Below are 12,316 nucleotides of genomic sequence, written 5' to 3'. Positions count from 1 at the left end.
TTCCTAAGAAAAAATAAAATTTTTAGGACTTTAAAATATGCCAGATAAAGCCATAAAAAAAGAGAAAGAAATCCTTTCAGAAAAAGAACTTGATAGAACCATCAAAAGATTGGCTTCTCAAATTTTGGAAAAGATTCCAAGTATAAGTTCATTATTGCTAGTTGGAATCCCAACTAGAGGGGTGCATTTGTCTAGATTGTTAGCAAAATCTTTAGAGGAATTATCTGGTCAGCCAGTCGAAAATGGATGCTTAGACCCTACTTTTCATAGAGATGATCTTCCTAGAGTTGGGGCTCGAATAGCTCAAGTGACAGATTTACCCTCCTCTGTTGATGATAGAGAGGTCGTTTTAATAGATGATGTGATTTATACCGGTAGAACTATTAAAGCTGCATTAGAAGCTCTTCATTTATGGGGCCGAGCAACAAGAGTTACGCTTCTTGCGATGGTTGATAGAGGCCATAGAGAAGTTCCTATTCAACCAGATTTTTGTGGGCGTGTGGTTCCCACTAGTAAAGATGAGACTATTGAACTCAGATTAAGAGAGGTTGACGGAGAAGCAGGTATTTTTTTATGTAAAAAACTTTAAATGATTTAAATTAAAAATATCAGATATTTATCTGATATCCCCAAGATTTTGACTTGTGATTTTATTGTTATTTCGTAAATCAATCCCTTCAACTTCAAGTTGACAATTTTCATTAATATTAAAATTTAATTTAATACAATCTTGATCGAGTTCTCCTGGAGGATCTAACGGAATAGAAATGATACTATTATTGATCTTTTTGATTTCCTCATTAGATTCTATAGTTGTCAAAGTTGGTAATCCATTAATATAAACAATCTCATTTGATCCTTCTTCTTGAGGTTCTCCAATTATTAAATCTATGCTTGATTGATCATTTACACTTGCAGATAAAATTATTTCTAAAGGTTTAATTGTTGGCCATGTTTGACCTGCTAAGAAAAGAGGGTGCCATATGTGCTTTTCATTTTTTTTGTTCCAGCATCTTAAACTTACTCCTTTATTTAGTACATCTTTTACTTGAACACCTGGCGTTAGATTTAAGGCTCCCAATGCAATTGCTTCAATTGGTGGAGGAGTCAAAAAAGGGATCGAATTACAGATATTACTTAAATAGTTTTTAATTAAAGGTATTCGAGATCCTCCTCCGACTAAGACAACACTATCAAGATCTTTTAATTCAAATGAATTTCGTTTTGCGATATTAATTGTTTGCTTGAAAAGCTTTTCAATACTTTTTAAGAGCCCTTTTTCTATAAGTAATTCTTCAAGTCCTTTTTTAGAAAGTCTTAACATCTTTTCCTCATTCTCATTGTTTTTTACTTGTTTAGTGATAGTAAATGTCTCTTTTATATTAATATTACTTAATTCACATTTCAGCTCCTCGGCCCTTCTCAAGATTGAGTTGGTTGGTTTCTCTTCTGGTAACAAATGATTAGATATCCATCTATCTATATCTTTACCACCTAACCGAAGCCCTGATTTCCCAAGAACTTTTGCGGTTCGAAGAATTTGTGTGCTTTTTCCCTCTAAATTATTTCCATCAAATCTGACAAGTTGAGCAATTGGTGAAGCTTGTCCCTCCCCACCTTCTAAAGCAACAATTGACATGTCAATTGTGCTCCCTCCAAAATCTAAAACAAGTAATGTTGATCCAGGTTCAAGTCCAGCTCCCATTGCGGCAGCGGTAGGTTCATCAACCAAGGCGATTTCTTTTACTTCTAAGGAATTGCATACATTGATCAACCAAGTTCTATATTCTCGATATGTATCTACGGGAGCAGTTAATACTAGTCTTTTGATTTTTACCTTCTCCGAGACTTTTCTCCAAATATTGTGAATTAAAACTTCTCCTGCTCTCTCTGGGGAGATTTTTGAATCATATATATCCTCAATTTCTTGAGATCCTATCCATCTTTTAAAGTCTTGACTTAAGTTATTTTCTTTTTCATTAATTAAATTTGAATTGATAACTTCTTGACCAATTAAATAGGAATCTTCTTTTTCTGATAATTTCCAAATTAAGCTCGGTATTTCTCCTGGAGCTCGACTAATGGGGGCTAAATCTAACATTTCAGGTGGTTCTCCATTTTCTTTTTGAAAAACAACTACCGTTGTTGAACTCCCTAAATCGATGGCTAATGTTCCAAAATTATTTGTATTGATTTCAGTTGGAAGAGTGTTTTCGAATTGATCGATTTTATTTTTTTCCATCTTTACTCAGTGAATTTTTAATAGGAGAAGAAAAATCTATAAATAGCAAGTGAGTCTAGAAAAACTAACACAGGGTTATTATTTGGCGAAAAATATAGAAATGAGCAATTCTCTTCTAGAATAAATCAAAATTAAAGTTTTAAGTGTGATTAAGTCAGGCTCAGGTGTTAATTCAAAGGATTTAGCAAAAAGAGGGGAGAGTCTCATAAGGCAATCCACTAACCGCTACCTCACTACTGTTCGGATTGCTTTTAGAGCAAAGCAAAGAAGATTTGATGATTTTGATGGCCTTTTAGAAGAATCAACGGTTAAGCCAGTACAAAGGGCCATAATTGAATTAAGTGATGAACAAGATCAGCCTGATCTATTACCTGGTTAGGTGATTAAAAAAGAAGGTCCGGGCTGGAGAATAATTAGAGACTCATCGAGAGATAACTTTTCTACGCTTATAGGAGGAGAAAATTGGGCTATAGAGTTGAATAAATTTGAGTGGGAAAATCTAGTTAAGCTAGTAATAGATTTGTCTGATCAATACAAATCAGTGAGAGAACAATTAATGGGCGACGAGGATATCACTTTGGAATTAGAGCGTAGCCCTTGGTTGGCAATTTTAAAAGGTGATCAAAATGGATGGAACCTGAGATTGATCTTGAGTGCTAGTGGTCTATTAAATCGAGGAGCAGAAGTCTATTGGCCTCGAAATGTAACTAATCATGTTACTAATGCAATGAGAATAATGTGGGATTCAGACTATTTGTGAGAGAACTTAACTAAAAGTTTTTCAATTTTTCCCCAAATCCAAATGGATTTAACTCACATTTTTTCCACAGGATTGATCCCATTACCTTGGTTCCAACTAATTGCTGTGGAAAAAGACTGAGTTTGATTCCTTGAATTTGGTTGTTAAATAATACTAATGCTTAGGATAACTAATACTTATAATTCCTTTCGGAAAGTAGTTGAGTGCTTGATCTGAGGATGAGACGGCTCGAGAAAGCGTTTAGTCGTATTTGATTTTGATAGTAGTTTGATTGTGTATTTAGTATTATCAAAAGCCTCTCAAATGAAAGATATTGATTTTATGGAAGAAACCAGCTTGATCAAGAGTTCTGAGAGTTTGGAATCTGAGGATACAATTAGTTTTCAAACAAAAATACCCAAGCAGATTCAACAAGCGATGAAAGTTTATATTGAGAAACATCCAAATTGGGATCAATACAGGCTTTTACAAGCAGCGCTTGCAGGATTCTTAATCCAAAATGGTATCAGTTCTAGATTGATAACTCGTCTTTATATTGGAAATATGTTTGGGTCTCATTCTTTTTGAATTAATTTTTCCGGAGTTTTTCGAGAAGTTCTAAAGCGATATCTTTTTCTATGGGCATGATTGATAGCCTATTGCCTTTGCGGACTAAAGTTAGTTCTTCAGACGTGTAATCTTCTGATAGCTCCTTTAAAGTAATCATATTTTTAAATTCACAGATATATTTTGTCTTGACACAATCCCAACGAGGGCTTTCTCTTTTTGATTTTTTGTCAAAGTATTTTGAACTTTCATCAAACTGAAATGGGTCGATTAAATTGGTTTCAATTATTTCCATTAAACCAACTATTCCAGGAGGTTTAGTATTTGAATGATAAAAAAAAGCTTGATCACCAATTTCCATTGACCTCATATAGTTTCTAGCTTGATAATTTCGTATTCCATCCCAGAGGGTTTCTCCTTCCTTTTGCAAATCTTTAATGCTGTAAGCATCTGGCTCACTTTTCATTAGCCAATAGTTGATTTTCTTTGCTGCCATGGGTTCTTAGTGAAAAAGCAGTGTGAGGACAGAGTGGTGACTGATTTATTCTATTCCGCTTGCTTCTCTTCCAGCATTACCTGACTTTTGAAACTAATAAAACTTATCGCTACATAGACTTCTAAATTTCTCAAGAGTCAGTCTTGCCAGACTCTTTCAGACCAATCAAATTTTCTTTATTACATTTATTTACTTGTTAATTATGAGTAAGTATAAACCTACTTCATGTAGATGTTTAGGTTCAATGGTCTACTTTTTTCTCTGCTTTAATCATAAATTAATTATTTACAATTTCTTTTATGGTGAAAACTTCCCAGACTTTGAATCCTTTACTCAGTCAATCTTTGTTTAGATCTTCCTTTTCGTTTTATTATGATTAGGCAATTGCTAATGTTTATCAAGTTGATTTAGAAATTTTCTACTTCTCTCGTGTCTTGCATTAGAAAAGAAAATATTTGGAGGAGATGTTTCTATGACTTTACCTGAATCCATAAATAAAACTTGATCACTTACGTCTTTAGCAAAACCAATTTCATGTGTTACTACAACCATTGTCATTCCTTGATCAGCAAGTCTTCTCATCGCATCGAGCACCTCATTGATTCTTTCTGGATCTAGAGCGCTAGTGGGTTCATCAAATAGAAGTAACTCCGGCTTTAATGCTAACGCTCTAGCTATGGCTACTCGTTGCTGTTCTCCTCCGCTAAGTTGACTTGGGTATTTTTTTGCATGTGAATCTATTCCCATTTGATTTAAGAGATACATGCCATATTCTTCCGCTTCAATTTGACGACGTTTTTGCACATTTATTGGAGCGAGAGTGATATTTTCAAGGATTGATAGATGAGGGAATAAATTGAATTGTTGAAAAACCATTCCTACTCTTCTTCTTATTTTTTGTATTTTCTTTTCATCATGAGTGGAATTAACTGTTATTCCTAAAACATTCAGTTCTCCTGTGTCAAAAGTTTCAAGACCATTAAAGGTTCGAATTAGAGTACTTTTCCCTGAGCCAGAGGGACCCATTACCACTAGAACTTTCCCTTGATTAACTGTCAGAGAAACATTATCAAGAGCTCGTAATCCTTTTGTGTAAGACTTAGTGAGATTTTTTGCAACAACAATAGGTTCCATGAATTATCAAAAATTAGCTTGATTAATGGTCATTCTTTGTTCAAGATGTCTTGCTAGAACAGCCATGATTGTACAAACCATCCAATAGACACATGCTAGCCAAACATAAACTTCAATATATTGACCAATAAATTCTGGATTAGCCAGGATACTCCTGCCTACACCAAGTAACTCCACTAGTCCTAAAATAGCCATTAAAGATGTATTTTGAAAAAGTCCGATGGATTGGTTAGTCAAAGCAGGTAATGCAATACGTAAGGCTTGAGGTATCAATATCAATTGGATGATTTGGAATTGATTAAGGCCAAGACTATTAGCTGCTTCTATTTGGGTGTTAGGTATTGACTGCAATCCGCCACGAATATCTTCTGCTATGTAGGCAGAGACAAAAAGAGTGAATGCAAAGATAGCTCTCCAAACACGATCAACTTCTATTTCTACTGGAAGAAATAAAGGTATTAATAGTTGACCAAAGAAAAGTACAGCAATAAGAGGGACTGCCCTCATTACATCTATATAGAATGAACTTAACTTCTGAATTAATGGTAATGAACTTTGACGACAAAGTGCTAAGACTATTCCCAATGGTAATGATAACAATGAACTACAAGCAGTTAGTAGAATAGTTAGAGTTAAGCCTCCCCAATGTCTACTCATGATAGGTGACAATCCAAATCCCCCATAAAGTAAATAAAGACCTAGGGGAATAGTGCCTACCCATGCTATCAAAAGATTTTTGCGTAGCCATTTCCACCCAGGGCCAAAAATTGTAATAATACTGAGTGAAAAGAGAATAATAATCCAAGTTGCAGGCCTCCATCGTTCATTCGGTGGGAAGCTACCAAATGCAAACAAAGGAAGATTCGATGTGACAACTGCCCAATTAGCTTTAAATATAAGCCATCTAAACGTATTTAGACAAACTAAACTAATAATCAATACGAAGATTAGGCTAATAATGCTATTGGATAAACTTGAAAACAAAGTTTTTCTTAGCCTTTGAAATAGATATATAATTAAAGTCATATTTAGTATCAATTAGTTATGTTTTCTAGAGTTGATGATTATCCTATTGATAATTTCCATGCTATTACTTATTAATAGATTTAATAATAAGAAACTAGTAATTAATATAAGGAAGCATTCGATTGCTCTTCCAGTTTGATTAATAATAGTATCATTTATTGCATAAATATCTGAGTATCCAACTGCTATCGCTAAAGTACTATTTTTTGCAAGATTAAGATATTGGCTTGTTAATCCTGGAATGATTGCTGGTAAGGCTTGTGGAATTATGATGCTGATAAGACCTTTTCTTTCAGAGAGCCCTAAGCTTCTATAAGCTTCCCATTGCCCCCTTGGAACAGAAAGTATCCCTCCACGAATCACTTCTGCTATATACGCACTTGCAAATATACTTAGACCAAGTAACAATGCTGAAAACTCTGAAGATAGGTTGAACCCTGATAACTGTATTCCTTGATTTGAAATTATAAATATATCTTTTATCTGGATTAATACATTATCTTTTAAGCCTAAAAAACCAACAAAATACCAAAACATAAGTTGAAGTAAAAGAGGGGTTTGGCGAACAATTGTAATGTACCCAGCTGAAAAAAGCCCTAGTAATGAGTTTTTACCAGTTCTTGCAAAGCCTACAAGTGTTCCCAATAAAGTAGCTAATAATAATGATGAGACTATTACTTTGAGGCTATTAAGCCAACCTATAAATAATGCCCAAGCATAACTATCTGAGGAGGTATAAGGTAAGGGGTGTTCAGCTAAAGCAAAACTCGCTGGTTTAAAAAGCCAGCTAAAATTAAAACCAAGACCTGTTCTTATTAGATTTATTGTCAAATTATTAATTAGTATCCCAATCAAACCCAAAAAGATAATGGTTGTCCCTAATTGAAAAAATATTTTTTGATTTATTTTCATTCCAGTTACAAATTATTTTTAGTTAAATGGTGGTGAAATATGTACACCTCCTTTTTTATATAACTCATTTTGTCCTCTTGGAATAGGCACCTCGCTATTTTGACCTAAATTTCTTTCGTAAATCTCGCCATAATTGCCAGTTGAGCTAATTACTTTCACTACGAAGTCATTGCTAAGACCAATTTTTTCTCCTAGGCCTCCATCAATACCTAGAAATCTTCTTAAAGGTTTTAATTGCGGATTATTCTTTGCGAGTTGTACTTTTTCACCAATATTTGACTTTGTTATCCCTTGCTCTTCTGCTGATATTAGGGCAAAGATAACCCATCTCATCGCATCAGCTAGTTTCTGATCTTGTCCATCGGAGGCTGGAGCAAGTGGCTCCTTGCTTAATAAATCATCTAGAATAATATGCTCTTTTGGATTCTTAAAACCAGATCTGGCTGCTGCTAATTGTGAACGATCAGAAGTCATGGCTGAACATCGACCCTGTAAATAACCAGCAACTACTTGATTAAGGTCTTGATATTTGATTGGTGTATATGGCAGCGAGGCACTCTCGAATGCATCATTTATATTTTGCTCAGTGGTTGTGCCTGAACCTACACATATAGATTTATTTGCAAGATCTTTCATACGTCTAATTTTACTTTCCTTCTTGACCATCAATCCCTGACCATCATGGAAAACAACTGGTGCAAAAGTTAACCCATTTCCTCCTGAGGAATCTCTACTGAGAGTGAAAGTGGTATTTCTTGATAATAGGTCAATTTCCCCAGTTTTTATAGCTGTAAATCTTTCTGCTGCAGTTAGAGGCCTGTATTGGATTTTTTCCGAATCTCCTATAAATGCAGCAGCAAATGCTTTACATATATCGACATCTAGTCCTTCATAACTACCATCACTTTTCAGAAAACTAAATCCCGGAATCTTCCCACTTACTCCACAAATTAACTCATTGCGATTTTTTATCAGGTTAAGTCTAGAACTATTGTCTTGATTTGTTGTCGCACAACCAGCCAATAGAGCTGCTAGACCAACTATTCCTGATACCAAGCGACGCATAATTTTTTTTAATCTATAAATTTGATTTTCGCCAAATTTTTCTATTTCCTAGGCAATTAAAGAAAATCTTTCACTTTTTCTTCATTCAAAGTTGTGAACAGACAAATAAAGCCCCTTGAAACTTCAAACAGAATTTTTTAGTTTAAATATATCCTACAGATAGAACATTTGTCTTTATTTATAAACGAATAAGCTTAAATCAACTAGATCAATTTCTGATGATGAATCTGCATTAGGCTCACTCTTAATTATCTAAAGGTTAATTTCATCTTTATCAAATGATTTGTGAGTAAGTATAGGAGCTCGAAAAGTTTAGTAACACTGTAAAATTTAAAGCGAGGGCTTCTTTTTATTGATTATTCTTCCCACAAGTAGATGTATTTATTAAGAGTATGTTCTGTGGAATAAGGTTTTTATTCTTTATGTTTTGATCTATTCTCTGTATTCTTGATAAATAGCTAACTGATCTTCATTATTGAGTTTATCAGTTCTTTAGGGTATATGACATATAAGGTCTGACATCGTTTCTTCGACAGATTGATGAAATGCCATCTGCTAAAAGTAGCTAATGAAATTACCATCTGAGATCAGTTTGTAAGCTTCCATAAACTTTTGTATAAGTAGTTTTAATGCTTAGATGAATTATGTAAGCCCCTTATCTGATTGCTATATTATTATCTAATAGTTATTTGTTATATATGTCTCCTAAAAGTAGTTAATTGTAATTTCTCCTTTTGATCTGTGAATTATATATACAATGTAAAAGTTGAATCAACTTTTATTACATTAAAATTCCTTTACTATCAATACTGCTTGAGAATAGAAAATATAGATTCCTAAAAGGATTTTAAACATTTGGGTATGAAAAATTACAATACAAAAAAAATAATCAGAGCTTTATCAGTAATAGCTTGTCTGACTTTCTCTTTGTTTATTGGTTTTATAGTTAGTATTAATTTTATAGTTGATCCTATTATCTATTGGCTTGCATCGACTGAAGGGGCGCGGATATTAATAAGTTGTATTCTATCTTGGTTAGGAGTTTCAACACTTTTCGACTTGTTTTATAAGCGTTATAGGCGTAGTCAAAAATTGAAAAGGTTTAATGCACTTAATATTCCTTATCCTCGTACTTTTAAAGGTAGGAAATAATTATTCTTTAGAGGACGGCTGAGCAAATATATAAAGATTATAGAAGGGAATAAATGAACAAAACGCCCATAAAACCAAGTTTTCCTTACCTATATCTCTCAGCCTTCTGATTAATAAAGCTATAAAAACTAAAAAAGATGGAATGCTATACAAATAACTCCAATCATATCCTTCAGAGATGGTATAAAAATCATTTGGATCATTTGCAAGGGTGTCATTAGATAGAATTGAGACCACAGCTCCTATTAATCCATCAAGGATAAAAAAGTGCCAAAAAGGTGCTCTACTTGTTTTATCTTTGTAATTGAAAATCTGACTCCAAGCCAGAAAGTAATTTGAAAGAACTCTCTCTAAAAAATTCATCCTTATTTTTACATGTATAAATAATTATGTTAGATCTTACTCTTAAAAGGCTCTAAAGTTTTTTATCTCATAAATAAAATAATGAACCGTATCTTTTTCATGGCTCTATCTTTTGCTCTTATGTCTCCGATGGCTGTTAAGTCTGATGATCGAATTTATGAAACCAAGAATACTTGTGGACGATACTATGCAGTCGAGATTAACGGTGGTGATGCTGCTAGGTCACTAGGCTTAAAAGATTCTGGAAGGGTTAGCTCAAGGGTAGAGCAGTACTGCAATTTCTTTCGCTAAGTTTCTTGTTTATGCTTTCTGCTCTTGCAGTAAGTCATATATTCCTAATTAAAGAAAGTGTTGAAATAGAGAGTATAACTACTAAGTAATGACAGAATTTATTTATAAATTTCATGTTCAAGCTTTGAAAAAGATCATGAGGACTAAGGGGGGTAATATTTATGAGTTGGCTTTAGTTATGGACAAGAGGACGTAAGCTGTGTTGATTAGTCTTGTTAATGCTTCTACAGACTTTGGAATAAAAAATCTTTTTAAAAATTTAGATCTTCATATAAATAAAAAAGAGAGACTTGGTTTGATTGGTCCCAATGGATCTGGAAAGTCAACACTTTTGAGAGTCATTGCAGGAGTAGAACCATTGATGGAAGGAGAAAGGAGATGTTTATCATCTTTGCGGATATCTTTAGTTGGGCAAGAAACAAGTTACAACAGTGAAAAAAGTATTTTGGAAGAAGTTCTTGAAGGGTGTGGAGAAAAAAGAAAATTATTACTTAATTTCAGTCAGCTAAGTAGAAAAATCGCTCAAAACCCAGAAGATGAAGACCTTTTGAAAAAACTTGGCCAGGCAAGTGAACTTATGGATGTCGCTGGGGCATGGAATTTAGAACAACAATGCCAAGATGTTCTAAGAAGACTAGGTATAAAAGATTTAGATAAGCCAGTGAAAGAGCTTTCTGGTGGTTACCGCAAAAGAGTGGGACTTGCCGCTGCACTTGTTTCTAAACCAGATGTCTTGCTTCTTGATGAACCTACTAATCACCTCGATGCATCTGCAGTGGAATGGCTTCAAAATTGGTTAGACCATTATGACGGCGCTCTTGTCTTGATAACTCACGATAGATATTTTCTTGATCGTATTACTACTCGGATGGTTGAAATCAATAATGGAGAAGCTCGCAAGTATTCCGGAAATTATCGCCAATTTCTTCAACAAAAAGTTGAACAAGAACAATCAGAGGCATCTACAAAGAAAAAATTTCAGGGTGTTTTAAGAAAGGAATTAGCTTGGTTAAGACAAGGTCCCAAAGCAAGAAGCACAAAACAAAAAGCACGTATTCAAAGGATTGCTGAAATGCAAGCGAAACCTAAAAATCATTTCCAATCTAAATTAGAAATGAATTCATTGAGTAGAAGAATTGGAAAAATCGCAATTGAAGCTGAAGGTGTAGGACTCTCTTTAAATGATAAAGAAAATAATTTGGATCTTTTACATGATTTCACATATAGCTTTAGTCCTGAGGATCGTGTAGGTATCATTGGTCCAAATGGAAGTGGTAAATCGACTCTTTTAGATCTAATTGCAGGTAAAAGATTGCCTACTAGTGGGAAAATAAAACTTGGAGAAACCGTTCATATTGGCTATCTCGACCAACATACAAATGATTTAAATCAAGGGGGAGGCCAACAGCGCAAAGTTATCGAATTCGTTGAGGAAGCTGCATTACGAATTGAACATGGGGGAAAACAAATAACCGCATCTCAACTCTTAGAAAAATTCCTGTTCCCACCTAGTCAGCAACATAGTCCTCTACTTAAACTTTCAGGAGGAGAAAAAAGAAGACTTGCTCTCTGTAAAATGCTCATACAAGCTCCCAATGTATTGTTGCTTGATGAGCCTACAAATGATTTAGATATACAAACACTAAGCGTGTTAGAGGATTTTCTAGAGGACTTCAAAGGTTGTGTCGTAGTCGTATCGCATGATAGATATTTTCTTGATCGAACTATTGATCGAATTTTTCATTTTGAAAATGGTCACTTACGAAGATATGAAGGTAATTATTCTCGATTTTTGGAACAAAAAATATTAGAGGAGCGAAATAAAGAAGCCAAAGAACGAGATCAGATAGTTAATAATTCACATAACAAGGTTGGATCAGAAAACAAATCAAATCCTCAACAAACTTCCAGAAAATTGAGTTTTAAAGAAGCTAGAGAATTAAAAGAACTAGATCTTAAACTTCCTATGTTAGAAAAACAGAAAACATTTTTAGAAAAAAAAATAACTGATAGTGATGAAGACATTAATGAAATTAGTCATCAGTTAGCAGAGCTTATTGAAGCTATACAAGAGCATGAGGATAGATGGATTGAGCTAAGTGAGTTGTCTGAGCTAGCCTAATAACAACGTAATTGTACTTATGACGACGAAAAAAAGATTTAGACCAAATTGTCACCATTGATTTTCTTGATTTTTTGATACTGGGAAAGCGATGTGACTTTTGCTCCTCAATCGTCCGATTTGCCTATTTAGACTGCAGTTCGACTCAAGTCACAGGATGGGGATGGGTGTCTATAACCTGGTTAATATGTATTTCAATGGAAAATT

Annotated in this window: 14 protein-coding genes; 7 read left to right on the top strand and 7 right to left on the bottom strand. The window is 34.0% G+C overall.

The window, feature by feature from the left end; genetic code table 11:
• Positions 1-37 precede the first annotated feature (37 nt).
• Entirely contained in the window at positions 38-589 is a 552-nt protein-coding gene (gene pyrR, locus AC6EIW_RS05995) for a bifunctional pyr operon transcriptional regulator/uracil phosphoribosyltransferase PyrR (protein ID WP_498519816.1), read from the top strand.
• A 27-nt stretch (positions 590-616) separates the two neighbouring features.
• On the opposite strand, the gene AC6EIW_RS05990 is transcribed toward pyrR, so the two are convergent.
• On the bottom strand, positions 617-2,242 hold the full coding sequence (locus AC6EIW_RS05990) for an Hsp70 family protein (protein WP_498519815.1): 1,626 nt from the start codon (positions 2,240-2,242) through the stop codon (positions 617-619).
• A 145-nt stretch (positions 2,243-2,387) separates the two neighbouring features.
• On the opposite strand from AC6EIW_RS05990, the gene AC6EIW_RS05985 reads away from it, so the two are divergent.
• The 3 genes from AC6EIW_RS05985 (at position 2,388) to AC6EIW_RS05975 (ending at position 3,569) form a co-directional block, all read left to right on the top strand.
• A complete protein-coding gene (locus tag AC6EIW_RS05985) occupies positions 2,388-2,621 on the top strand; it encodes a DNA-directed RNA polymerase subunit omega (RefSeq protein ID WP_498461439.1) in 234 nt (77 codons plus the stop codon).
• Positions 2,622-3,002, top strand: coding sequence for a DUF1818 family protein (locus tag AC6EIW_RS05980; RefSeq protein ID WP_498508125.1), 381 nt, complete (start codon positions 2,622-2,624; stop codon positions 3,000-3,002).
• 303 nt (positions 3,003-3,305) lie between these two features.
• Complete coding sequence (locus tag AC6EIW_RS05975; RefSeq protein ID WP_498519814.1) at positions 3,306-3,569, top strand: DUF2811 domain-containing protein; 264 nt, start codon at positions 3,306-3,308, stop codon at positions 3,567-3,569.
• 1 nt (position 3,570) lies between these two features.
• Here AC6EIW_RS05975 and AC6EIW_RS05970 read toward each other — a convergent pair whose 3' ends face one another.
• From AC6EIW_RS05970 to AC6EIW_RS05950, 5 genes are all read right to left on the bottom strand, one after another.
• On the bottom strand, positions 3,571-4,044 hold the full coding sequence (locus AC6EIW_RS05970) for an EVE domain-containing protein (RefSeq protein ID WP_498519813.1): 474 nt from the start codon (positions 4,042-4,044) through the stop codon (positions 3,571-3,573).
• A 387-nt stretch (positions 4,045-4,431) separates the two neighbouring features.
• Positions 4,432-5,178 (bottom strand): amino acid ABC transporter ATP-binding protein, encoded by a 747-nt coding sequence (locus AC6EIW_RS05965; RefSeq protein WP_498519812.1) that lies wholly within the window; start codon positions 5,176-5,178, stop codon positions 4,432-4,434.
• Positions 5,179-5,184: 6 nt separating this feature from the next.
• Positions 5,185-6,204, bottom strand: a complete 1,020-nt coding sequence (locus AC6EIW_RS05960; protein ID WP_498519811.1) for an amino acid ABC transporter permease — start codon at positions 6,202-6,204, stop codon at positions 5,185-5,187.
• A 12-nt stretch (positions 6,205-6,216) separates the two neighbouring features.
• A complete protein-coding gene (locus AC6EIW_RS05955) occupies positions 6,217-7,116 on the bottom strand; it encodes an ABC transporter permease subunit (RefSeq protein WP_498519810.1) in 900 nt (299 codons plus the stop codon).
• Positions 7,117-7,134: 18 nt separating this feature from the next.
• Positions 7,135-8,181: an amino acid ABC transporter substrate-binding protein gene (locus AC6EIW_RS05950; protein WP_498519809.1), complete on the bottom strand. Its 1,047-nt coding sequence runs from the start codon at positions 8,179-8,181 to the stop codon at positions 7,135-7,137.
• Between the two features lie 861 nt (positions 8,182-9,042).
• On the opposite strand from AC6EIW_RS05950, the gene AC6EIW_RS05945 reads away from it, so the two are divergent.
• A complete protein-coding gene (locus tag AC6EIW_RS05945; RefSeq protein WP_498519808.1) occupies positions 9,043-9,333 on the top strand; it encodes a hypothetical protein in 291 nt (96 codons plus the stop codon).
• On the opposite strand, the gene AC6EIW_RS05940 is transcribed toward AC6EIW_RS05945, so the two are convergent.
• Positions 9,334-9,696: a DUF805 domain-containing protein gene (locus AC6EIW_RS05940; protein WP_498519807.1), complete on the bottom strand. Its 363-nt coding sequence runs from the start codon at positions 9,694-9,696 to the stop codon at positions 9,334-9,336.
• Positions 9,697-9,795: 99 nt separating this feature from the next.
• Between AC6EIW_RS05940 and AC6EIW_RS05935 the strand changes: the two genes are divergently transcribed.
• Both AC6EIW_RS05935 and AC6EIW_RS05930 read left to right on the top strand, forming a co-directional pair.
• Entirely contained in the window at positions 9,796-9,987 is a 192-nt protein-coding gene (locus AC6EIW_RS05935; RefSeq protein WP_498519806.1) for a hypothetical protein, read from the top strand.
• A 199-nt stretch (positions 9,988-10,186) separates the two neighbouring features.
• A complete protein-coding gene (locus tag AC6EIW_RS05930) occupies positions 10,187-12,109 on the top strand; it encodes an ABC-F family ATP-binding cassette domain-containing protein (RefSeq protein WP_498519805.1) in 1,923 nt (640 codons plus the stop codon).
• The last annotated feature ends 207 nt before the right edge of the window (positions 12,110-12,316 follow it).

The organism is Prochlorococcus sp. MIT2308 (genome assembly GCF_059772345.1).
This window is presented reverse-complemented; position numbering and strand designations above follow the sequence as displayed.